The following is a 22,803-nucleotide window of genomic DNA, read 5'->3' as shown; positions in this document are numbered from 1 at the left end:
GTGGGGAGGTGCGCGTCCGTTTCCCGGTGCCCGGAGAGGTGCCGAGGGGCAGGAAATTTCGGAGTGAATTCATGATGTTGATCGAAGAGAGCACGATACCTGACAGCGCCCTGCCGGTGGACCGCTTCAAGGCCCACCTACGGCTTGGCACCGGGTTCGGCGAGGACAGCGTGCAGGATGAGGTGCTGCGGAGTTTCCTGCGGGCGGCGATGGCGGCGATCGAGGCGAGGACGAGCAAGATCCTGATCGCACGCGATTTCAGCCTGACGCTGAATGCCTGGCGCGATGCGGGGGCACAGCCGTTGCCTGTGGCGCCGGTGACAGGGATCGGCAGTGTCGAACTGGTGGACCGGGACGGTCTGCGGCAGAGCCTGGCGGGCGATGCCTACCGGCTGGAGCCGGACGCCCAGCGTCCACGTCTGCGCCCGATGGGGTCGAGCCTGCCGGCGGTGCCGCAGGGCGGTGCGGTGGAGATCGGACTTACCGCAGGCTTCGCCGCTGATTGGGGCGGGTTGCCTGCTGATCTGGGCCAAGCTGTCCTGCTGCTGGCGGCGCATTACTACGAATATCGCGATGATACATCGCTCGGCGACGGCTGCATGCCGTTTGGCGTGACCAGCCTGATCGAACGCTACAAGCCGCTGCGGCTGTATATGGGGCGGGTGCAATGAACGCGCCCTGTCTGAACCGCAAGCTGGTGCTGGAGGCTCCGGTGCGGACCGCCGATGGCGCGGGCGGGTTTGTCGAGAGCTGGACCGCTCTGGGCGAGCTCTGGGCGGATGTGACGGCCCGGTCGGGGCGGGAGCGGGCGCAGGCGGGCACGCCGGTCGCGGCGATGTCCTACAAGATCGTCGTGCGCGGCGCGCCGATGGGATCGGCGCAGCGCCCGCAGCCTGAGCAACGCTTTCGGGACGGTGACCGGGTCTTCGTGATCCATGCCGTGGCAGAGCGGGACCCGCAGGGCCGCTATCTGACCTGCTTTGCCGATGAGGAGGTCGTGGCATGAGCTATGCGATGTCACAGGCGCTGCAGGAAGCGGTCTATCAGCATCTGCTGGCCGATGCGGGCGTGAGCGCGCTGGTGGGAGGCGATGTCTATGACGCGGTCCCGGCGGGCACGGTGCCGGAGCTTTACGTGAGCCTGGGGCCGGAGACGGTGCTGGATCGCTCCGACGTCACCGGGGATGGGGCGGAGCATCGCTTTATCGTCAGCGTGATTACGCAGAGCGCGGGCTTTGGCGCGGCCAAGGAAGTGGCGGCGGCGGTGAGCGATGCGCTGCAGGACGCGGATCTGGCGCTTAGCCGGGGCACGCTGGTGTCGATGCGTTTCGACCGGGCCACGGCACGGCGCACAGGCCGGGCGGGCACGATCCGCCAGATTGATCTGAGATTCCACGCCCGCGTGGATGACACACCAACCCTTTGAAGTCTTGGAGAGAAAAGATGGCAGCCCAGAACGGTAAGGACCTCTTGGTCAAAGTGGATATGACCGGGGACGGTCAGTTTCAAACCATCGCGGGCCTGCGCGCCACGCGGGTCAGTTTCAACGCGGAGAGCGTGGATGTGACGAGCCTGGAGAGCCAGGGTGGGTGGCGCGAGCTTCTGGCGGGCGCCGGGGTGAAATCGGCGGCGATTTCGGGATCGGGCGTGTTCAAGGATGCCGATACCGACGAGCGGGCCCGGCAGCTTTTCTTTGACGGGGAGACGCCGGAATTCCAGGTGATCATTCCGGATTTCGGCACCGTTGAGGGCGCGTTCCAGGTGACCTCCATCGAATATGCCGGCACCCACAATGGCGAGGCGACCTATGAGATGTCGATGGCGAGCGCGGGTGCGCTGACGTTCACGGCGCTCTGATCCGATGGCCAATCCTTGGACGGGAGAGGTGGCTTTGGTCATCGACGGGGAGCGGCGCGCGATGAAGCTGACATTGGGTGCTTTGGCTGAATTGGAAGACGGGCTTGGGGCCGCGTCGCTGGTGGAGCTGGTGGAGCGCTTTGAAAGCAGCGCGTTTTCCAGCCGCGATGTGCTGGCGCTGATCACGGCGGGCCTGCGGGGCGGGGGCCTTGAGGTCTCACAAGCCGAGGTGGGCCGGGCCGAGATCGATGGCGGGCCGATGGGAGCGGCCCGCGCGGCGGCGCAGCTTTTGGCACGGGCCTTCATGGTGCCGGGTCAGGACGCGGCATGACACGGTTTGACTGGCCCGCGCTGATGCGGGCCGGGATGCAGGGGCTGAGGCTCACTCCGGATCAATTCTGGAAGCTGACGCCCGCGGAATTGCAGCTGATGCTGGGGCAGGGCGCGGGCGCTGCTCCGATGTCGCGGGCGAGGCTGGATGACCTGCTGGCGGCGTATCCGGACACCAGGAAAGGGGCGGAGCATGGAAGAGAGTGACGGGATCGAGCACCTGGAGGTGCAGGCGGAGGGGCTGAGCCAGACGCTTGGCGCGACGGCCAGCGTCGCGGCGTCGTTCGATGGCGAGTTGAGGCGCGTTCGCGAGAGCCTGACGGCAACGGGCCAGGATGTGGCAACGTTGGAGAGAGGCTTGTCACGGGGTTTGCGCAAGGCCTTCGATGGCGTCGTCTTTGACGGCATGAAGTTGTCGGATGCGTTGGAGACCGTCGCGCAGTCGATGATTAACACGACCTACAACGCCGCGATCAAGCCGGTGACCGATCATTTTGGCGGTTTGCTTGCAAATGGTGTGGAGGGGCTTGTGAGCACCATTCTGCCCTTCGCGAAGGGAGGGAGTTTTTCCCAGGGCCGGGTGATGCCGTTTGCGAATGGGGGCGTCGTGTCCGGCCCGACGACCTTTCCGATGCGCGGCGGCACGGGCCTGATGGGCGAGGCTGGGCCGGAAGCGATCATGCCTTTGGCGCGCGGGCCCGATGGAAAGCTGGGCGTGCGCGCAGGTGGCGGCAGCGGCGGGGCCACGATCGTGATGAACATCTCGACCCCGGACGCACAGAGCTTCCAGCGGAGCCAGGGCCAAATCGCCGCTCAGATGAGCCGCGCGCTGACCCGCGGCAACCGCAATCGATAAGGCGGAGACACAGCCATGAACTTTCACGAGGTACGATTTCCGGCATCGCTGAGCTTTGGCTCGGTAGGGGGGCCGGAGCGGCGCACGGATGTGGTGACACTCGCCAACGGGTTCGAGGAACGCAACACACCCTGGGCACATTCGCGCAGGCGGTACGATGCGGGTCTGGGCATGCGGTCCCTTGATGACATCGAGACGCTGATCGCGTTCTTTGAATCAAGACAGGGTCAGATGTTCGCGTTTCGCTGGAAGGACTGGTCGGATTACAAATCCGCCAAGGCGTCGCAGGAGCCGACCTATCGAGACCAGACAATCGCTGTCGGGGATGGTGTCACCAAGGTCTTTCCCTTGATGAAGGTCTATCACTCCGGCGCCTATTCCTATGCACGTCCGATCAGCAAGCCGGTCGAAGGCACTGTCCGCATCGGTGTCGAAGATGATGAGATGCGCGAAAGCGTACATTATCACGTGGATGCCACGACGGGGATGATCACGTTTGAACGCGCGCCTGATGAGACGATGCAGATCACGGCAGGCTTTGAATTCGACGTGCCCGTGCGTTTTGACACGGACCGGATTCAGACCAGCGTTGCCAGTTTCCAAGCGGGGGATGTTCCGAATGTCCCCGTGGTGGAGGTAAGGATCTGATGCACGACATGAGCACGGAGTTCAGAACCCATATCGAGAGCGGTTTGACAACACTCTGCCGGGCATGGGCCATCACGCGGAAAGATGGCGCATCGTTTGGCTTTACGGATCATGACAGACCGCTGTCCTTTGAGGATATCACCTTCAAGGCCGACAGCGGATTGACGGCCCTGGCCCTGCAGCAAAGCACCGGATTGTCGGTGGACAACAGCGAAGCCGTTGGAGCGTTGAGCGACGCGTCGGTGACCGAGGAGGACATCGAGGCAGGACGTTTTGACGGCGCAGACGTCAAGGCATGGTTGGTAAACTGGTCAGATCCGGATGTGAGATGGCTGCAGTTTCGCGGAACGATAGGCGAGGTGCGTCGAGCGGACGGCGCCTTTCACGCAGAGCTGCGGGGGCTGACGGAAGCGCTCAACAGACCGCTTGGGCGGGTCTATCAAAAGCCTTGCACGGCTGTTCTGGGCGACGGGCAATGCCGGTTTGATCTGGACACCCCCGGCTATGCGCATATCGCGCCTGTCGAGGATATCGATGACACGCGGGTCTTTCGATGGACGGAATTGCCCGGCTTTGAACCCGGTTGGTTCGGCAGGGGGCGACTGACGGTCGTGACAGGAGCCGCTGAGGGGCTTTGGGGGAGCGTGAAGTGGGACCGGCTGATTGAAGGCGTTCGGCAGATTGAGCTTTGGGAGCCTATTCGCGGACAAATTCAGGCGGGTGACGAGGTGCGGCTTGAGGCGGGATGCGACAAACGCCTTGAGACGTGTCGACTGAAATTCAACAACATTCTGAATTTTCAGGGCTTCCCAGATGTTCCCGGTGAAGACTGGATGGTCGCGTATCCCCGAAGTTCCGGGACAAATTCGGGCGGGAGCCGTCGGTGATGGGGGCGCGCTTTGAAGTCGTCTCGGCAGCGCGGCGCTGGATCGGGACCCCTTATCGCCACCAATCGGCAACGCTTGGGGCGGGGACGGATTGTCTGGGCCTTATTCGTGGGGTCTGGCGCGAGGTGGTGGGTGCGGAACCGGAAACGGCTCCGGCTTATTCGATGGACTGGTCCGAGCCTCAGGGGGAGGAGCGTTTGTGGCGTGCAGCGGCCCGCCATCTGAAGGCCAAAGATATCCGGCACGAGCATGAGGGTGACGTCATCTTGTTTCGAATGCGCTCTGGTGCGGTCGCGAAACACCTTGGCATTGTCTCTTCGGTGGGCCCGAACGGTTGCTTTATTCATGCCTATTCGAGTCATGGTGTTGTCGAAAGCCCGTACAGCGAACCCTGGCGGCGCCGCGTTGTGGCGCGCTTCGAATTTCCATTGGAGGTGCGCTGATGGCCACCATACTTCTTTCATCCGCAGGGGCGGCCATTGGCGGCTCGATTGGCGGCACTTTTGCAGGGCTTTCGAGCGTCGCGATCGGTCGGGCCGTCGGAGCGACCCTTGGCAAGGTCATTGATGAGCGGCTGCTTGGCCAGGGATCGGCGCCGGTCGAAACCGGTAAAGTGGATCGCTTTCGGCTGACGAATTCCGCGGACGGCGCACCGATTGGCCAGGTCTTTGGCCGGATGCGGGTGGGCGGGCATGTCATCTGGGCGTCCGATTTCATGGAGACCACCACAACAAGTGGTGGCGGAAAGGGTGGACCCAGCACGCCGCAGACGACCAGCTACACTTATTCGATCAGTCTGGCGATTGCGTTGTGCGAAGGGCAGATCACAAGCGTTGGCCGCATTTGGGCGGATGGCGAAGAAATTGCCCATGATGACCTGAATATAAAGGTTTATCCCGGCTCGGCAGACCAACTGCCGGATCCTCTGATCGAAGCGATCGAAGGCGCGGGAGAGGTACCTGCCTATCGTGGTACGGCTTACATCGTGATCGAGAACCTGGCTCTCGACCGGTTTGGCAATCGGGTTCCACAGTTTTCGTTCGAGGTTACCAGACCACACCAGGCCGATGCGACCGATGTCAGCCACGCGGTGCGCGGCGTGGCGCTGATGCCTGGTACCGGGGAATATGCCCTCGCGACCACGCCTGTTTATTATCAGGATGGCCCGGCGAGCAAATGGGCGGCCAACCTGAACAGCCCCTCGGGACGTAGCGATTTCGAAACCTCGCTGGAGGCATTGCGCAACGAATTGCCAAATTGCGGGGCGACGTCGCTGATTGTGTCCTGGTTTGGGACAGATCTGAGATGCGGGAATTGCGAGTTGCGCCCCATGGTCGAGCGGAAGACCTACGAGGCGGGCAATATGCCGTGGCACGTTGCGGGGCTGAGCAGGAGCACGGCCGAGGAGATTGCCAAGGTTGACGATCGGCCGATCTATGGCGGCACGCCTGCGGATGCGTCGGTCGTCGAGGCCATCCGACATATGAAAGAACAGGGCCAATCGGTCATGTTTTATCCTTTCATCCTGATGGACCAGCAAGAGGGCAACGGGCTTCCCGATCCCTGGAGCGATGCGGAGGATCAACCTACACTTCCGTGGCGGGGGCGGATCACCCTTTCAGAGGCGCCCGGTCGCGCGGGATCGCCCGACGGGACAGCACAAGCGGATGCAGAGGTTGCCGCCTTTTTCGGAACGGCGTCGGCCAGCGACTTTACGGTCGGGGATGGCACCGTGACCTATAGCGGGCCGGAGGAATGGGGCATGCGCAGGTTCATTCTGCATTACGCGGCGCTTTGCGCGGCGGCGGGCGGGGTCGCCTCTTTCTGCATCGGATCCGAGATGCGAAGCCTGACGCAGATCCGGGGCCTGGGCAGTGGCTTTCCGGCTGTTCAGGCGTTGCGGGATCTTGCGGTCGAGGTGCGTTCGCTTTTGGGGCCGGAGACAAAGATTGGCTATGCGGCGGACTGGTCTGAATACTTCGGCTATCAGCCGCAGGATGGTTCGGGTGATCGCTATTTTCACCTCGATCCGCTTTGGGCGGACAGCCACATCGATTTCATTGGCATCGACAATTACATGCCCCTGTCGGATTGGCGCGAGGGCAAGGACCACGCGGATGCGGCATGGGGAAGTATCTACAACCCGGACTATCTGGCGGCGAATATCGAAGGCGGTGAGGGATATGATTGGTATTATCACTCCCCCGAGGCGGAAGCGGCGCAAATCCGGACAGAGATCGTGGACGAAGCCCATGATGAGCCCTGGATCTGGAGATACAAGGACATCCACAATTGGTGGGCCAATGCGCACCACGAACGCATCGCGGGAGAGCGGCAGGAGCAGTCGACGGCTTGGGAGCCCAGATCGAAACCGATCTGGTTTACGGAACTGGGCTGCGCGGCAATTGACAAGGGCACCAATGAGCCAAACAAGTTTGTCGATCCGAAATCGTCGGAATCGAGTACCCCAAGATTTTCGACCGGTGTGAGAGATGATCTGATCCAAAAGCAGTATCTGAACACGATGCTGGCGTATTGGTCGGAGCCCGAGAACAATCCTCATTCGGATCTCTACGACGGCCAGATGATCGACATGCAGAACGCATATGTCTGGGCATGGGATGCCCGGCCTTTCCCGTTCTTTCCGAATACGCGGAGCCTTTGGAGCGACGGAGCCAATTATGCGCGCGGGCATTGGATCAATGGCCGTTCCGGGTCACGCAGCCTTGCTTCGGTGGTCGAGGAGATCTGCGCGCGCGCGGATCTGACGGATATCGACACGTCCGAGCTGTTCGGCATCGTGCGGGGATACGTGCTTGACGATCTGGGCGACGCGCGCGCGGCACTGCAGCCCCTGATGCTGAGATATGGGTTCGATGCGGTGGAGCGGGACGGTCGTCTGAAGTTCATCATGCGGGACGATCATGAACCGATCACGATAGACCGCGATCTGTTGGTCGAAACGCAGGAACTTGACGGACTTCTGGAGCAGACGCGGGAGGCGGAGGCCGACATGTCGGGCCGTGTGCGCGCCCGGTTTGTGCAGTCCGACGCAAACCACGAAGCCGTTGCGGAAGAGGCGGTTCTGCCGGATGAAGCGACACATGCGGTCGCCTCCAGCGAACTCTCATTGTCCATGACACGCGCAGAGGGCCGTCAGCTTGCCGAAAGATGGCTGGCTGAGGCGCGCATCTCTCGGGACAAGATCCGCTTTGCGCTTCCCCCGTCGCAAATGGCGCTTGGGGCAGGGGACCTGGTCAGTCTGCCGGCGGACGCTCAAGAGGGTGATGCGGTGTTTCGGGTCGACCGGGTTGACCAATCGGGGTTGCAGCTGATCGAAGCGGTGCGTGTCGAACCGTCGATCTACCGCGCTGCCGACATGGTAGAGGACAGCGGAGTGGTTCGCGCCTTCGTGCCGCCGGCACCGGTTTTGCCCCTCTTTCTGGACCTGCCTCTCATAACCGGAGATGAGGTGCCACATGCGCCGCATCTGGCCGTTACCGCAGATCCATGGCCGGGGTCGGTCGCTCTTTATGCGTCGGCGACCGATGACAATTACCTGCTGTCCGAGATCATCGCGGCACGTTCCATTATAGGAACGACGGAGACACCGCTTGCCCGCGCGTGCAGCGGGCGGTGGGATCATGGGGACGCCTTGCAGGTGAAATTGGTCAGCGGTCAGCTGGAGTCCAAATCGGGCGAAGCGGTACTGAATGGAGCGAACCTTGCGGCGATTGGAGATGGATCGAGCGACCGGTGGGAGGTGTTTCAGTTCGAAGCTGCGGAACTGATCGCACCGGAAACGTACCTCCTGTCCAAGCGGTTGCGGGGACAATTGGGAACGGATGCCTTGACGCCGGACTTCTGGCCGGTCGGGTCTTGGTTTGTGTTGCTGAATGCCGCACCGGTGCAAATCGACCTGAAATCGGCGCAGCGTCGCGTCTCTCAGAATTACCGGATCGGCCCGGCGCGCCGATCCCTTGACGACCCGTCATATACGCATCGTGTGGAAGCTTTCGATGGCAATGGTTTGCGCCCTTATGCGCCTGCGCATCTTGGTCTCTCTCGCAGATCGAATGGCGATCTTGCCGCCACTTGGATCCGCCGGACCCGGATCGAAGGCGACAGCTGGGACCTTGTCGAAGTCCCGTTGGGCGAGGAGAGCGAGAGCTATCTTGTGCGAGTGGTTCAGGAGGACAATATCCTGCGCGAAGAGACGGTCGGCCAGCCCGCTTGGACTTATACGGCCGCACAACAAGGTGTGGACGGAGCGAGCGGTATTGTTCGAATAGAGGTTGCACAGATTTCGGCCCGATATGGGCCGGGCCTCTTTGCATCCTATTCCATCCCGATCGGCGGGTGAGCTATGCGCCCCGTTCTCCATGGCGATGTCACAAGTGCGGCCCGCGTGTTGCTTGGCACGCCCGAGGCGCAGCGACGTTGGATGTGCCGCCAGATGATCGGCGAAGCAGTCCTCGCCGAGCGGCATCGTCTGAGGACGGGGCGGATGCATCCGCGCTGGGGCAATGGATCCCTTATGGCGGCTGCACGGAGGCGTGTGTTGGCGGACGAGCCTACTTTTGATGATCCCGACTATTGCGGCTGTGTCGAAACGGTCCTTCAATGTCTGATTGAGCATGCGGTCAGCCAGGTGCGCAGATAAGCCAGCGCATGCCGACGGGGCATTCACGTTGCAAATACCATCCATCACAACTTTGCGTTTGGCTGATTTGCGATTAAGTTCCTATTCTGGACGAACCAGAAGGATGCGTCGCGATGGCCAAAACTCATATCAAAGTTGCGAATGTGGACCCTGTTTGGGACCGGATCACGCAGGAAGCACGGGACGCGGTCAGCGCCGAGCCCCTGATGGGGGGGCTGGTTCACGCCTGTATTCTGCACCACAAATCCATCGAGAAGGCGCTGTCTTACCGCATCGCCGCAAAGCTTTCGTCAAACGAGATGTCGATGGTGATCCTGCGGGAAATCACCGATGAGGCTTATGCCGAAGCGCCCGAGCTGGTCGAAGCCGCGCGGGCGGACCTTGTTGCCATCTACGAGAGGGACCCCGCCTGCCACCGATTGCTCCAGCCGATTCTCTATTTCAAGGGATATCAGGCGGTGCAGGCCTACCGCGTGGGTCATTGGCTTTGGACGCAGGGCAAGCGCGATCTCGCTTATTTCTTCCAGATGCGGATTTCCGAGATTTTCGGCGTCGATATCCATCCCAACGCGCGCATCGGCAAGGGCATCATGATCGACCATGCCCATTCCATCGTGATCGGTGAAACGGCTGTCGTGGGCGACAATGTCTCGATGCTGCATTCCGTGACGCTTGGCGGGACTGGCAAAGAGGAAGAAGACCGTCATCCCAAGATCGGAGATGGCGTTCTGATTGGTGCGGGCGCCAAGGTGCTGGGCAATATCCGCATCGGCAATTGCAGCCGTGTGGCCGCAGGATCCGTCGTTCTGGCTGAAGTCCCGCCCTGCAAGACCGTAGCGGGCGTGCCCGCCAAGATCGTGGGGGAGGCGGGCTGTGACCAGCCCTCCATCCGCATGGATCACCGTTTTGGCGAGAAGCCCTGACCGGGCTTCTCTCTACGCCAGCATCACCATCGGGTTTTCGAGGTTCTGCACGATCGCTTCGAGCAGTTCCGCCCCAAGTGCGCCGTCAATGACCCGGTGATCGACCGACAGCGTGACCGACATGACGGTCGCCACTGCGAGTTCTCCATCAGAACCGACAACCGGCTTCTTCACGCCCGCACCCACCGCCAGGATCGCGCCGTGAGGCGGATTGATGACCGCGTCAAAATTGTCGATGCCGAACATGCCGAGGTTTGAGATCGCGAAGCTGCCGCCCTGATATTCATGCGGGGCCAGCTTGCGGTCGCGGGCACGGGTGGCGAGGTCTTTCATCTCTGCCGAAAGCGCGGAGAGCGACTTCATCTCTGCATCCTTCAGAACCGGGGTGAAAAGCCCCCCTTCGATGGCCACGGCCACCGCCACGTCAGATGGGGTAAGCTGCAGGATCCGGTCGCCTGCCCAGACGGCATTGGCCGCTGGCACGCTTTGCAGCGCCAGGGCACAGGCCTTGATGATGAAGTCATTGACCGAGAGTTTCACGCTGCGCGCCTCAAGCCGCTTGTTGAGTTGCGAGCGGAATTTCAACAGTGCGTCCAGCTTGATATCTCGGCGCAGATAGAAATGCGGGACCGTCTGTTTGGCCTCGGTCAGGCGCGCGGCAATGGTCTTGCGCATCCCGTCGAGGGTGATCTCTTCGTAATCGCGGCCATCGTAGATCTTGGCGATCGCGTCTGCGGATGGGCCTTGCGGTGCTGGGGCCTGCGTAGGCGTAGCGCTGGGCGATTTGGCTGCTTCGGGTTCGGGTGCTGCAGACGCCGGCGTTGCCGTTGCACTCTCCACGTCCGCTTTGACGATCCGCCCGCGCGGGCCGGATCCGCTGATCTGCGCCAGATCCAGACCCTTTTCAGCGGCAATGCGGCGGGCGAGGGGGGAGGCGAAGATGCGCTCTCCCTTCGCGGATGCCGGCGCGGCCGGGGCGCTGGTTTCTTTTGGCGGCTCCGCCGGTGTTTCGGCGGGTGCTGCTTCGGGGGCCTTGGCCGGTGCGGCCTCTCCGATATCATCGGCGCTTTCGCCATCTTCGAGCAGCACGGCGATGACCGAATTGACCTTCACGCCTTCGGTGCCCTCGGCAATCAGGATCTTGCCCACGGTGCCTTCATCCACCGCTTCGAATTCCATTGTCGCCTTGTCGGTCTCGATCTCGGCCAGAAGGTCGCCCGAATTCACGGTATCGCCCTCTTTGACCAGCCATTTCGCCAGCGTCCCCTCTTCCATCGTTGGGCTGAGGGCGGGCATCAGGATTTCTGTCGGCATCTGTCTGTCCTCAGCGGTAGGTCACTTGCTTGACGGCTTCGATCACCTCATCCGTGGTGATCAGCGCGTGGCGTTCCAGGTTGGCGGCATAGGGCATGGGCACATCCTTGCCCGTGCAATTGATGACTGGCGCATCAAGGTAATCGAACGCCTCCTGCATCAGCACCGATGAGACGTAGTTGCCGACCGACCCTTGCGGCCAGCCTTCCTCGACCGTCACGCAGCGATTGGTTTTCATCACCGATTTGATGATGCTGGCCGTGTCCATCGGACGGATCGTGCGCAGGTCGAGCACCTCGGCGCTGATCCCGTCCTCGGCCAGCTTTTCAGCTGCTTCCAGCGCGTATTGCATGCCGATGCCGAAGCTGACGAGGGTCACATCCTCGCCTTCGCGCCAAATCCGGGCCTTGCCGAAAGGCACAGTGAAGTCATCCAGCACCGGCACGTCGAAGCTGCGGCCATAGAGGATTTCATTTTCAAGGAAGATCACCGGGTTCGGATCGCGGATCGCCGTTTTCAACAGGCCTTTCGCATCCGATGCCGAATAGGGCATGACCACTTTGAGGCCCGGAATATGCCCGTACCACGCGGCATAGTCCTGGCTGTGCTGTGCGCCCACACGGGCGGCCGCACCGTTGGGGCCGCGAAACACCATGGGTGCGCCCATCTGACCGCCGGACATGTAAAGCGTCTTGGCCGCTGAATTGATAATCTGGTCAATGGCTTGCATGGCGAAGTTGAACGTCATGAATTCCACAATGGGCCGCAGACCGCCAAAGGCCGCGCCCACGGCGATACCGGCGAAACCGTGCTCGGTAATCGGCGTGTCGATCACGCGTTTGCCGCCGAATTCATCCAATAGGCCCTGGCTGACCTTGTAGGCGCCCTGGTACTCCGCGACCTCCTCGCCCATCAGATAGACGGTGTCGTCATTTCGCATTTCTTCGGCCATCGCATCGCGCAGCGCTTCCCGCACGGTCTGCTGTCGCAACTCGGTGTCTTTTGGCCAGTCGGGGCTGTCGTCGACCTCGACCTCTTGCGCGACCGCCGGCGTCGCGGCAGGGGCATCGGGCGTGCGGCCCTCGGCACCGTTCAGAGAGGATGGCGCCGGGGCGCTGGTGGACGCCGTATCCGCATCTTCCATGCTTTCGCCATCTTCGAGCAGGACGGCGATGGCGGTGTTGACCTTCACGCCTTCGGTGCCTTCGGCGACAAGGATCTTTCCGACCACACCTTCATCGACGGCTTCGAATTCCATCGTGGCCTTGTCGGTTTCGATCTCCGCCATGATGTCGCCGGAATTGACCGTATCGCCTTCCTTGACCAACCACTTGGCAAGTGTGCCTTCTTCCATCGTCGGGCTGAGCGCGGGCATCAGAATTTCGGTTGCCATGATCTTGTCCCCCCTCAGGCGTTCTGCGGCGCCGTTTCGGCGTAGATGTCGGTCCAAAGCTCTTCCATCGCGGGCTCCGGGCTTTCCTTGGAGAATTCCGCGGCCTCGTTCACGATGGCCTTGATCTCCTTGTCGATGGCTTTCAGATCATCCTCTGTCGCGTGCTTGCCGGTCAGAAGCAGTTCGCGGACCTGTTCGATCGGGTCGCGTTCATCGCGCATCTTCTGGACCTCTTCTCGGGTGCGGTACTTGGCCGGGTCCGACATCGAATGGCCCCGATAGCGGTAGGTTTTGATCTCAAGGATGTAGGGCCCCTTGCCCGAGCGGCAGTGCGCGACGGCCTTCTCGCCCGCCTCTTTCACCGCCAGCACGTCCATACCGTCGACCGCCTCGCCCGGGATGCCGAATGCGGCGCCGCGTGTGTAAAGCTCGGGCGTGGAGGTGGAGCGTTTCTGCGCGGTGCCCATCGCATATTGGTTGTTCTCGATCACGAAGATACAGGGCAAGTCCCAGAGGGCCGCCATGTTGAACGTTTCGTAAATCTGGCCCTGGTTCGCGGCACCGTCGCCGAAATAGGTGAAGGTGACACGCCCGTTTTCCTTGTACTTGTCCGCAAAGGCGAGGCCCGCGCCAAGGGGGACCTGCGCGCCGACGATGCCGTGACCCCCATAAAAATGCTTCTCTTTCGAGAACATGTGCATGGAGCCGCCCTTGCCCTTGGAATAGCCGCCCTCGCGGCCAGTCAGTTCGGCCATCACGCCCTTGGGGTCCATTCCGCAGGCCAGCATATGGCCGTGGTCGCGGTAGGAGGTGATGCGTTTGTCCCCCTCTTCGGCGGCTGCCTCAAGCCCCACCACGACGGCCTCCTGGCCGATATAGAGATGGCAGAAACCACCGATCAGGCCCATCCCGTAAAGCTGACCCGCCTTCTCCTCGAATCGTCGGATCAGAAGCATGTCGCTATAATAGGTTTTCAGTTCGTCAGCAGAAACGTTTGATTTTTTTGCTGTTTTTCGGGTGGCCATATGATCGCTCTCCCCCTAATGCGAAGATAGTTTAGCGTTAAACTATTTCATAAAGCATTTGGAGAAAGAGGTCACTGTCAAAATTGACGCAAGGGCGCCCTCAGCGAATGACGATCTCGTTCGCGCGGATCAGCCCGAGAACCGAACGGGCCTGCTCGTCCAGCAGATCGAGGTCGAGATATTCGTCCGACAGGCGCAGGGTCAGGTTTTCCATCCGCGCGACGCGGGCCTGCAGTTCCGCAAGTTCGACACGCAAAAGATCCGCCTGTGCTTCGATCTCGATCCGGCGGAACAGGCCGAAATCGCCCTGAACGGCAGCGAACGTGAAATAGACGCTGAGCGCGAAGGAGATCGCGAAGAATATAACCGCGCCAAACGCCGGACGATTGGGTTTCTGATGCACTGCCTGATCCTCACATGCGCCGTTAACCGACGCTTGCTAGGAGTATGACACAAGGGATTCGCGTTGTGAATCCCCTTTTGTCTCAAAGCGTTGTGTTGGCCGGGCCTAGCCTTGCAGCGCGGCCACACCCGGCAGGGTCTTGCCTTCCATCCATTCCAGGAACGCGCCGCCCGCGCTGGAAATGTATGTAAAGTCGTCTGCCGCGCCTGCTTTGTTCAGCGCGGCCACTGTGTCCCCACCGCCTGCGACGCTGGTCAGCTTGCCCGCGCGGGTCAGCCGGGCGGCAACCAGGGCTGCCGCGTTCGTGGCCGCGTCGAAGGGTTCGATTTCAAAGGCACCAAGCGGGCCGTTCCAGATCAGCGTCTTTGCGGTCCCCAGCGTCTCTTCGATCCGCGCGACGCTCTCGGGACCTGCATCCAGGATCATCGCGTCGGCGGGGCATGCCTCTGCCGGAACGATGTCATGGGGGGCACCCGCCCTGAATTCGCGCGCGACGACCACGTCGCTGGGCAGCAGGATCGCGCAGCCTGCTGCGTCGGCTTTCTGCATGATCTGGTTGGCGATCCCGGTCATGTCATGTTCGGCCAGTGACGCGCCCACATCCAGACCCTTGGCGGCCAGGAACGTGTTGGCCATCCCCCCGCCGATCACCAGGTGATCGACCTTTTCGACGAGGTTGCCCAAAAGCTCCAGCTTGGTCGAAACCTTGGCCCCGCCAACAACGGCGACGACAGGGCGGTCGGGCGAACCAAGCGCCGCATCCAGCGCCTTCAGCTCTGCCTCCATCAACCGGCCTGCGCAACTGGGCAGGTGCCGCGCCACGGCCTCGGTCGAGGCATGAGCCCGGTGCGCGCAGGAAAACGCGTCATTGCAATAGACATCGCCCAAGGCAGCCATTGCAGCGGCGAGGTCGGCATCGTTTTTCTCTTCGCCAGCCAGAAAGCGGGTATTTTCCAAAAGCAGCACCGATCCATCCGGCAGGACATCGACCGCCGTTTGTGCCGCGGGGCCTGTCGTGTCGGCGCAGAAGACGACGGGCGTATCGAAGGCCTCTTCCAGAGCGGGGACAAGCGTGCGCAGGGACATCTCGGGCACCACCTTGCCCTTGGGGCGACCGAAATGGGACAGGAGCACCGGTTTGCCGCCTGCGGCCAGAATGTCCCGGATCGTGGGCGTGAGGCGTTCGATCCGGGTCGCATCGGTCACCTTGCCGCCCTCCATGGGCACGTTGATATCGGCGCGGACCAGAACGGTCTTGCCTGCCAGCTCTATATCATCCAGCGAATTCCAGCTCATAATGGGGCTCCGTCAAATCACTTTGCGCGCCCCGTCTCCTCGCATTTCACGGCAACGTCAATGCGTCACTTGGCAATTGGCGCGACCCGGCTTAGGTATCGCTCCAGCCAAAAGACAACAGGAGCGCCAGATGGCCGAGATCAAAGACCCCGAAAACACCATCCTGATGGAACTGAAAGACGGAACCGTCACGATCGAGCTGTTGCCGGACGTCGCGCCCAAACATGCCGAGCGCATGAAGGAGCTGGCCCGCGCGGGAGCCTATGACAACGTCTGCTTCCACCGCGTGATCGACGGCTTCATGGCGCAGACCGGTGATGTCCAGCACGGCAATATGGAGCAGGATTTCAACATCCGCATGGCGGGCACCGGCGGCTCGGACCACCCGAATCTGCCCGCTGAGTTTTCCAAACTGCCCCATGATCGCGGTACTCTGGGCGCGGCGCGGTCGGCCAATCCGGACAGCGCAAACTCGCAGTTCTTCATCAACTTCAAGGACAACCACTTCCTGAACGGGCAATACACCGTCTACGGACGGGTGATTGAGGGCATGGAGCATGTCGATGCCATCGTAAGGGGGGAACCGCCGGCAAGCCCGGACCGCATGATCAGCGTCAAGGTGGCTGCGGATGCGTAAGCTTGCGGCCCTGCTGGCTTTTGCCGCCAGTCCCGCCCTGGCCACCGGCCTCGAGATCGAGGTTGAGGGCGAGGCAAATGGCACCATCGTGATCGACCTTCTGGAAGATGTCGCGCCGCAACATGCGGAACGGATCTCTGGCCTTGCGGCATCGGGGGCATATGACGGGGTGGTCTTTCACCGCGTGATCGACGGCTTCATGGCCCAGACCGGAGATGTCGAGTTCGGCAAGGCCGGAGGCGACATGCGCCGGGCGGGCACGGGCGGGTCGGACCAGCCGGACCTTCCGGCAGAGTTTTCCGACGTGCCTTACGATCGCGGCGTCGTCGGCATGGCCCGCGCGCAAAGTCCCGACAGCGCCAACTCTCAGTTCTTCATCATGTTCGACCAGGGCTATTTCCTGAACGGACAATATACCGTGGTGGGGCGGGTCACATCCGGCATGGACATCGTGGATGCGATCAAACGGGGCGCGGGGCCGAACGGCGCGGTGATCGGCGCCCCCGATGTGATGAAGACAGTCAAGGTCGTCGACTGATCCACGTCGCTTCAACTCCGCGTGTGCGGGGCTAGGCGCGCGCATCTCTTTCAGACACCCTCCCGCCAACGGTGGGGAGGGTGTTTTCATGTGGATCGGCAGAAGTCTTGTTTCAGCGTTATTTGGCCTTGCGGCGAATTTGGCCCTGGCCAGTCCGGAATTCTGGGCCGCTGAATGGCCCAATACGGATTTCGAACAGACAAGCGTCGCGCGCTGGTCCGACATCATGTCGGGTGGTCCGCCCAAAGACGGCATTCCCGCGATAGACAAACCCAGATTTGTCCGGGTGGCCGATGAAGCCCGCATCGCGGTACGTGAGCCCGTGATTACGGTAGAGATCGAGGGTGCAAGACCACGGGCCTATCCCATCCGCTATCTCACCTGGCACGAGATCGTGAATGATCAGATCGCGGGGATACCCGTCGCGGTGACGTTTTGCCCGCTGTGCAATTCCGGCATCGTTTTCGACAGACGGACGCCAGCGGGCACCTTGTCCTTCGGGGTGTCCGGCAAGCTGCGTTATTCGGATATGATCATGTATGATCGCGAAACCGAAAGCTGGTGGCAGCAAGCGATCGGAGAGGCCATCGTCGGGGATCTCACCGGGACCGAGTTGACGGCCCTGCCGGCCTGGATGGAAAGCTGGCAGGACTTCAGCACGCGCAACCCCGATGGTCTGGTCATGGCAGAGCCTGCTTTTAATCGCGATTATGGGCGCAATCCTTATCGGGGTTACGATACATCCGCCCGTCCGTTTCTCTATTCCGGTGAGATGCCGCCCCACGGGATCCATCCCTTGATGCGTGTGGTGCGGGTCGGCGATCGCGCCTGGCCGCTCTCCCGGTTTGAAACGCAAGACCAGATCGCCGAGGCGGGCGTCACGATCTCATGGCGTGCCGGGCAGGCCTCGGCTCTGGATACGGGCCGGATCGCCAAGGGGCGCGATGTCGGCTCCATCCGGGTGCGCGACGCGCGGGGCAGGGACGTGGCGCATGACGTCATGTTCGCCTTCGCCTTTCATGCGTTCTGGCCGGACGGGCAATGGATGCGCGGTCGGTGACCCTGACTGCCGGAGCGGATGGCACCTGAACCGGGTGGAAAGAGGGTCAGCTTGGGGCCGTCTGCGGCCAGCGACCCAGCAGTCCGAACGCGATGGCCGCGCTGATCGCCGACAAGCCGGCAGCCACCCCGCAGATGGCGACAAAGCCTGCATTTATGGCCTCCTCATGACCCGACGCATCGGCAATGACGCCAAAGCTTTCGGTGCCGCCATTGGCCGCGTAGACACCGGCCACCAGCCCGCCGATTGCCGCCACAGAGACCAGGCCGGCAAGGCGCGTAATCGCGTTGTTCACGCCCGAAGCGATACCGGACTGATCTTCATCGACGGCGGCCATCACGGCGGTGGACAACGGGGCTACAACCATCGACATGCCCAGACCGACAAGGCACATGGCCGGCAGGACACCGTCCCAGAACATCTGCGCCCTGACGGCAAAAAGCAGGGCCACATATCCCAGGGTCACGATGGCCGATCCCGTGCCCAGCAGCAGGGCGGTGCCATAGCGATCCGCCAGCCGGCCCATCCGCGCCGACAGAACGGAAATGAAAATCGAAAGCGGTGCAAAGGCGGCGCTGGCGGCGAAGGGTGAAATACCCCACGCCGCGATCACGGTCATCGGCAGGAAGAAAAGGATGATGTTGAGGGCCGAATAAAGGGTAAAGCAAAGCAGGTTCACGACCGAAAAATCCCGGCTGCGAAACAGCGAAAGCGGCATCATCGGATGCGCACTGCGCGCTTCGACCAGCAGAAACGCGACGATCAGGGCCGTGCCGCCTCCCAGCCAGAGCCCAAGGGACGAGGCGTGGCCTTCCTGAGCGTGCGTCAGACCCCAGGCGATGCAAAGCAGACCGCCCGTTGCCAGAACGGCGCCGGGCAGATCAATGGGCGTATCGGGGTGGCTGCGGTCCTTTTCCACTTTGCTTGTCAGCAGATAAAGGGCCAGCGCGCCCAGTGGCAGATTGACGGCGAAGATCCAGCGCCACATCGCGTCCCCGCCAACGCTCAACGCAAATCCCCCGATGATCGGGCCCAGAGCGGTGGTCAACGCGGAGGCCGCCGCCCAGATACCAATCGCCCGCCCACGCTCGGCACGCGGATAGGCGCGGGCGATGATGGCGAGGGATCCGGGCACCATGATCGCCGCACCCACGCCCTGGATGGCCCGGGTAATGATCAAAAAGGTGGGGTCGGGTGCAAGCGCGCAGAGCACCGACGCGGCGACAAAAAGGCCGATCCCGAACGAGAAGACCCGCGCAAGGCCAAACCTGTCGCCCAGGGCGCCGCCCACCAGAACCAGGGCGGCGAGTGTGAGCATATAAGCGTTGTGCACCCATTGGGCCTGAGCCAGCGTCGCATCGAGAGAGGCGCGGATCGCAGGCATCGCGATGGCCACGACGGAGCCATCGATAAAGCCCAGGGAGGAAGCCAGAATGGTGGCGATCAGAACATAGCGTCGGGCCTCTGCCTTGCAGAACCCCTCATGAAAAACAGGCGCCGCGGTGGATGCCTGCGACGCCTGTTTCCCTGTCATCTTTGTCTAGCCTGTCGTCAGCCAGCATCCGCCTTCTTGGGATGCGGCGCTGCCGGATTGGCGGCGGCCTGCTGTGGTGCTCCGCCAGAACGGCCCGGGTTCAGCGGGTCGTCCTGACGCTGAACCGACCCTTCGAAATGGGCGCCGGATTCGATTGCAATCGTCTTGTGGATGATGTCGCCTTCGACCCGCGCGGTCGAGGTGAGGCGGACCTTGAGGCCCCGGACACATCCCACGATCCGACCGTTGATCACGACGTCATCGGCAGTGACTTCGCCCTTGATCGTGGCACTTTCACCAATGGTCAGCAGATGGGCACGAATGTCGCCTTCGACCGTCCCTTCGACCTGGATATCGCCGGTCGTTTTCATGTTGCCGGTGATGTGCAGATCCGCCGAGAGCACGGATGCGGGTGGCTTTGCCTTGGGCGGCGTGGATTTGAAGTCACTCGGGCTGGGGGCGGCCGGCGTTGTTGTCGGCGCCGAGGATGTCGACGCTGCCTCTGCGGGTTTGGCGCCCGGTTCATTGATTTTGCTTTTAGAAAACATCGTTTGCAGCCTTGATATAGATCATCGGGTTGACGGGTCGGCCCCCTACACGCACTTCGTAATGTAGGTGAACCCCCGTGACACGTCCAGACGCTCCCATATCACCAATCCGGTCGCCGCGCGAGACCCGTTGCCCAACTTTCACGCGCAATCTCGACAAATGGGCGTAGCGCGTCTCGATCCCGAATTCATGCTGGATCTTGACCAGACGGCCATAACCCGATTGCCAGCCTGCATGCACCACCACGCCATCGGCCGTCGCGTAAAGCGGCGTGCCGGATTTCGCGGCGAAATCGACACCATTGTGCATCCGGCGTCCGCCCGTCTTGGGATCGCGGCGATAGCCGTATCCGCTGGTAAAACGAAATGCGCCTTTGACCGGCGTCGCAAAGGGCGCTTTCTGGGCGGCGATGCGGTAAAGGTTCAACTGGTCCATCTGGTTCAGCAGACGGTTTGCGCGCAACGTATCTTCGGACGGCTCCTCACCCCGTGTGGAAAAGGTGAGGGGGGTCAGCGGCCCGCCCTGTCCGGAATAACCGCGCCGCACCTGATCAAGGATCTGTTGGGTCGGCATGCCGGCCGCGCGAAACATCTTGTCGAGCGGCGCAACGGAAACGGTCATCGCCTCTTCAAGCTGGCGGAAGATCTGATCGTTCTGGTCCTTGAGAAGTGCCAGTTCAACCTCCAGATCACGCGCCTGGGTCAGCGCATCCCTGGCGTCGCTGATGATCTTGTCGCGCTCTTCAGCGGTGCGGGTCAGGGCCTCGGCCAGGAAATCGACTGGCATCGTCTCGCTGCCGGCGGACGCTGCCAGGGCCGTGCCGTTTTCGGCTCCGGCCTGCAACTCTGCCAGTGCCTCTCGCGCCGCTTCGCGGTCTTTCATCGTACCGCGCAACGTGGCCTGTATCACCTCGATGCCGGTTTCCAGCTCATGCCGCCGTGTTTCCGATTGAAGAAGCTGCGACTGCATCACCGAAATCTGATCGAGGGCTGCGTTGAACCGCTCTTGCGCGGCCAGCGCCTCTTCGGTGCGCAGATCACGCTCGCTTGAGATTTCGTTCAGCCGTTCCTGATACACGCGCTGATCACGCTTGGCTTGCTCGCGGAAATTGCCCGACCCGATGCTGTCCATCAACAGGATCGCCGTCGACACGATCGCCCAGGCGACCACAACCGTACCGCCCGCAAATCCGATGGCCTGAGTGCCTGGCTTCAGGCGGATAAAGCGCGTGTCGGTGTCTGATTTCAGGAAAACCCGCCGTTCGGGAAACACCCGTTCAAGCAGAGCATGAGTCTTGATTGCCAGACGTGTCCTCACGCGCCTATCCTCTGTCCCATCCCAATAGCCGGCGCTCGGATCCCCATCGTCACGGCACCTTAGCGGAAGGCAATAAACTCTGCACAAGCATTGGGCAAGTTTATTGTCCTATTAACGAAAGGATAAGCGACCAAACGCGGCCTTTGGGCAAAAAACCGCCGATCAGGAAGGGTTTGCAGTGCGACTCTGACGTGGCGGAAATTTCACCGCCGTTTCAGACATTTGCCTTTTCGGGAGGCGCGCCCGCCTCGGTAAGCGGCCAGTAAAAGTCAGGGGGCAAGCCAGCCTCGGCCCGTTTTTCGGCGTTGAATGGAGGTTTGAGATGGCTGTGGAAATATTTGCGCACGAGATCGTGAAACACGTCTTTCGGATCGAGATTTTCGCGCCCGCAGAGGAAATGAAACCACTTGGACCCATAGGCGACATGGCCAACCTCTTCGGCATAGATCGTTTCCAGCGCGGCAACGGCCTTCTCGGAACCGGCTTTGCGGAAGATCTCGATCATGCCGGGGGTCACATCAAGACCACGGGCTTCCAGAACCATGGGCACAACGGCAAGCCGGCCCATGAAATCTTGCGCCGTATCTTCGGCGGCGCGCCACATTCCGGCATGGGCGGGCAGGGCACCGTAATGGCTGCCCATGTCTTCCAGGCAATCGCACATCAGGTTGAAGTGTTTCGCTTCCTCATCCGCCGCTTTCACCCAATCGTCGAAAAACCCGATTGGCATCGGGATATGGGAAAACCGCGCGATGATGTCCCAGTGCAGATCAACCGCGTTGAGTTCGATATGCGCAACCGCGTGCAGCAGCGCGATGCGTCCCGCCTCGCTTCCCAGCCGGCGTCTCGGAACGTCGCGGGGTGATAAAAGCTCTGGCCGGTCCGGCCGGGCGGGATGCATCGGAGGGTTGGCCGTGCCCACAGGGATCGCCGGCGCCTCCTCGCGGCGGGCCGCGAACCAGGCCGCCGCGTGACGACGCGACAGCGCTGTTTTTGCGCGGCCATCCGCGGTGGAGAGAACCTCCACCGCGCGCTCCGCCAGACTGGGGCTCACAGTGCTTTCACGGCTTCGAGCACCTCATCGACATGGCCCGGCACCTTTACCTTGCGCCACACCTTGGCGATCTTGCCTTCGGCGTCGATCAGAAAAGTCGATCGCTCAATGCCCATATAGGTCTTGCCGTACATCTTCTTTTCTTTCCAGACATCATAGTCTTCGGACATGCTTCCGTTCTCATCCGACAAAAGCGGGACGGTCAATTCGCGTTTGGCCACGAACTTGTCATGGCTTTTCACGCTGTCCTTGGAAATGCCGTAAACGGCAGCGCCGGCATCGGCAAAGTCCTGCAGCGCCTCGGAAAATCCGATGGATTCCTTTGTGCAGCCCGATGTATCATCACGGGGATAAAAGAATAGAACCACTTTCTGACCTTTCAGGTCAGACAGGCTGACAGTATCGCCGCCATCCCGGGGCAGGCTGAAATCAGGGGCTGTGTCGGAAACATCAGGCATCGGGCAACTCCTCGTCTCTGAGAAAAAGTGAGTTTCATATTAGGACGGGGCAGGCAACAATA

26 protein-coding genes are annotated in these 22,803 nt (G+C 61.7%); 16 read left to right on the top strand and 10 right to left on the bottom strand.

Features of this window, described 5'->3' with window-relative positions; genetic code table 11:
- Positions 1-71 precede the first annotated feature (71 nt).
- From CFI11_RS13655 to cysE, 13 genes are all read left to right on the top strand, one after another.
- Positions 72-671 (top strand): hypothetical protein, encoded by a 600-nt coding sequence (locus CFI11_RS13655; RefSeq protein ID WP_130406855.1) that lies wholly within the window; start codon positions 72-74, stop codon positions 669-671.
- Entirely contained in the window at positions 668-1,006 is a 339-nt protein-coding gene (locus CFI11_RS13650; RefSeq protein WP_130406853.1) for a phage head closure protein, read from the top strand. The genes CFI11_RS13655 and CFI11_RS13650 overlap by 4 nt, the downstream gene beginning before the upstream one ends.
- A complete protein-coding gene (locus CFI11_RS13645; RefSeq protein WP_130406851.1) occupies positions 1,003-1,425 on the top strand; it encodes a DUF3168 domain-containing protein in 423 nt (140 codons plus the stop codon). The genes CFI11_RS13650 and CFI11_RS13645 overlap by 4 nt, the downstream gene beginning before the upstream one ends.
- A 17-nt stretch (positions 1,426-1,442) precedes the next feature.
- Complete coding sequence (locus tag CFI11_RS13640) at positions 1,443-1,856, top strand: phage major tail protein, TP901-1 family (RefSeq protein WP_130406849.1); 414 nt, start codon at positions 1,443-1,445, stop codon at positions 1,854-1,856.
- Positions 1,857-1,860: 4 nt separating this feature from the next.
- Positions 1,861-2,187 (top strand): gene transfer agent family protein, encoded by a 327-nt coding sequence (locus tag CFI11_RS13635; RefSeq protein ID WP_130406847.1) that lies wholly within the window; start codon positions 1,861-1,863, stop codon positions 2,185-2,187.
- Positions 2,184-2,393 carry a rcc01693 family protein gene (locus CFI11_RS13630; protein WP_130406845.1) on the top strand — a complete coding sequence of 70 codons (210 nt, stop codon included), beginning with the start codon at positions 2,184-2,186 and terminating at the stop codon, positions 2,391-2,393. The genes CFI11_RS13635 and CFI11_RS13630 overlap by 4 nt, the downstream gene beginning before the upstream one ends.
- Entirely contained in the window at positions 2,380-3,042 is a 663-nt protein-coding gene (locus tag CFI11_RS13625) for a phage tail tape measure protein (protein ID WP_130406843.1), read from the top strand. The genes CFI11_RS13630 and CFI11_RS13625 overlap by 14 nt, the downstream gene beginning before the upstream one ends.
- A gap of 15 nt (positions 3,043-3,057) precedes the next feature.
- Positions 3,058-3,690, top strand: a complete 633-nt coding sequence (locus tag CFI11_RS13620) for a DUF2460 domain-containing protein (protein ID WP_130406841.1) — start codon at positions 3,058-3,060, stop codon at positions 3,688-3,690.
- Positions 3,690-4,577, top strand: coding sequence for a DUF2163 domain-containing protein (locus tag CFI11_RS13615; RefSeq protein WP_130406839.1), 888 nt, complete (start codon positions 3,690-3,692; stop codon positions 4,575-4,577). The genes CFI11_RS13620 and CFI11_RS13615 overlap by 1 nt, the downstream gene beginning before the upstream one ends.
- A complete protein-coding gene (locus CFI11_RS13610; protein ID WP_130406837.1) occupies positions 4,577-5,020 on the top strand; it encodes an NlpC/P60 family protein in 444 nt (147 codons plus the stop codon). Before CFI11_RS13615 ends, CFI11_RS13610 begins: the two co-directional genes overlap by 1 nt.
- Positions 5,020-8,940, top strand: a complete 3,921-nt coding sequence (locus CFI11_RS13605; RefSeq protein WP_130406835.1) for a glycoside hydrolase/phage tail family protein — start codon at positions 5,020-5,022, stop codon at positions 8,938-8,940. Before CFI11_RS13610 ends, CFI11_RS13605 begins: the two co-directional genes overlap by 1 nt.
- A 3-nt stretch (positions 8,941-8,943) precedes the next feature.
- Positions 8,944-9,240 (top strand): hypothetical protein, encoded by a 297-nt coding sequence (locus CFI11_RS13600; RefSeq protein ID WP_130406833.1) that lies wholly within the window; start codon positions 8,944-8,946, stop codon positions 9,238-9,240.
- Positions 9,241-9,353: 113 nt separating this feature from the next.
- Entirely contained in the window at positions 9,354-10,163 is an 810-nt protein-coding gene (cysE, locus tag CFI11_RS13595) for a serine O-acetyltransferase (RefSeq protein ID WP_130406831.1), read from the top strand.
- A gap of 12 nt (positions 10,164-10,175) precedes the next feature.
- On the opposite strand, the gene CFI11_RS13590 is transcribed toward cysE, so the two are convergent.
- The 5 genes from CFI11_RS13590 to pgk all read right to left on the bottom strand — a co-directional run bounded on the left by CFI11_RS13590 (position 10,176) and on the right by pgk (position 15,594).
- Positions 10,176-11,477 carry a pyruvate dehydrogenase complex dihydrolipoamide acetyltransferase gene (locus CFI11_RS13590; protein ID WP_130406829.1) on the bottom strand — a complete coding sequence of 434 codons (1,302 nt, stop codon included), beginning with the start codon at positions 11,475-11,477 and terminating at the stop codon, positions 10,176-10,178.
- A gap of 10 nt (positions 11,478-11,487) precedes the next feature.
- A complete protein-coding gene (locus tag CFI11_RS13585; protein WP_130406827.1) occupies positions 11,488-12,870 on the bottom strand; it encodes a pyruvate dehydrogenase complex E1 component subunit beta in 1,383 nt (460 codons plus the stop codon).
- Between the two features lie 14 nt (positions 12,871-12,884).
- Positions 12,885-13,895, bottom strand: coding sequence for a pyruvate dehydrogenase (acetyl-transferring) E1 component subunit alpha (gene pdhA / locus CFI11_RS13580; protein WP_130406825.1), 1,011 nt, complete (start codon positions 13,893-13,895; stop codon positions 12,885-12,887).
- Between the two features lie 100 nt (positions 13,896-13,995).
- On the bottom strand, positions 13,996-14,298 hold the full coding sequence (locus CFI11_RS13575; RefSeq protein ID WP_130406823.1) for a septum formation initiator family protein: 303 nt from the start codon (positions 14,296-14,298) through the stop codon (positions 13,996-13,998).
- 105 nt (positions 14,299-14,403) lie between these two features.
- Positions 14,404-15,594 carry a phosphoglycerate kinase gene (gene pgk, locus CFI11_RS13570; protein WP_130406821.1) on the bottom strand — a complete coding sequence of 397 codons (1,191 nt, stop codon included), beginning with the start codon at positions 15,592-15,594 and terminating at the stop codon, positions 14,404-14,406.
- Between the two features lie 130 nt (positions 15,595-15,724).
- Between pgk and CFI11_RS13565 the strand changes: the two genes are divergently transcribed.
- From CFI11_RS13565 to CFI11_RS13555, 3 genes are all read left to right on the top strand, one after another.
- A complete protein-coding gene (locus tag CFI11_RS13565; RefSeq protein ID WP_130406819.1) occupies positions 15,725-16,231 on the top strand; it encodes a peptidylprolyl isomerase in 507 nt (168 codons plus the stop codon).
- Entirely contained in the window at positions 16,224-16,769 is a 546-nt protein-coding gene (locus CFI11_RS13560) for a peptidylprolyl isomerase (RefSeq protein WP_130406817.1), read from the top strand. Before CFI11_RS13565 ends, CFI11_RS13560 begins: the two co-directional genes overlap by 8 nt.
- Before the next feature lie 88 nt (positions 16,770-16,857).
- A complete protein-coding gene (locus CFI11_RS13555) occupies positions 16,858-17,829 on the top strand; it encodes a DUF3179 domain-containing protein (protein ID WP_130406815.1) in 972 nt (323 codons plus the stop codon).
- Between the two features lie 46 nt (positions 17,830-17,875).
- Here CFI11_RS13555 and CFI11_RS13550 read toward each other — a convergent pair whose 3' ends face one another.
- The 5 genes from CFI11_RS13550 to CFI11_RS13530 all read right to left on the bottom strand — a co-directional run bounded on the left by CFI11_RS13550 (position 17,876) and on the right by CFI11_RS13530 (position 22,741).
- Positions 17,876-19,363: an MFS transporter gene (locus tag CFI11_RS13550; RefSeq protein WP_130406813.1), complete on the bottom strand. Its 1,488-nt coding sequence runs from the start codon at positions 19,361-19,363 to the stop codon at positions 17,876-17,878.
- Positions 19,364-19,380: 17 nt separating this feature from the next.
- Positions 19,381-19,911, bottom strand: a complete 531-nt coding sequence (locus CFI11_RS13545) for a polymer-forming cytoskeletal protein (RefSeq protein ID WP_130406811.1) — start codon at positions 19,909-19,911, stop codon at positions 19,381-19,383.
- A complete protein-coding gene (locus CFI11_RS13540; RefSeq protein WP_130406809.1) occupies positions 19,901-21,229 on the bottom strand; it encodes a M23 family metallopeptidase in 1,329 nt (442 codons plus the stop codon). The genes CFI11_RS13545 and CFI11_RS13540 overlap by 11 nt, the downstream gene beginning before the upstream one ends.
- A 214-nt stretch (positions 21,230-21,443) precedes the next feature.
- Positions 21,444-22,283 carry a ferritin-like domain-containing protein gene (locus tag CFI11_RS13535; RefSeq protein WP_130406807.1) on the bottom strand — a complete coding sequence of 280 codons (840 nt, stop codon included), beginning with the start codon at positions 22,281-22,283 and terminating at the stop codon, positions 21,444-21,446.
- Positions 22,280-22,741 (bottom strand): peroxiredoxin, encoded by a 462-nt coding sequence (locus CFI11_RS13530; RefSeq protein ID WP_130406805.1) that lies wholly within the window; start codon positions 22,739-22,741, stop codon positions 22,280-22,282. The genes CFI11_RS13535 and CFI11_RS13530 overlap by 4 nt, the downstream gene beginning before the upstream one ends.
- Between the last annotated feature and the right edge of the window lie 62 nt (positions 22,742-22,803).

The sequence above is a fragment of the Thalassococcus sp. S3 genome (assembly GCF_004216475.1).
Classification (GTDB): Bacteria; Pseudomonadota; Alphaproteobacteria; order Rhodobacterales; family Rhodobacteraceae.
This window is presented reverse-complemented; position numbering and strand designations above follow the sequence as displayed.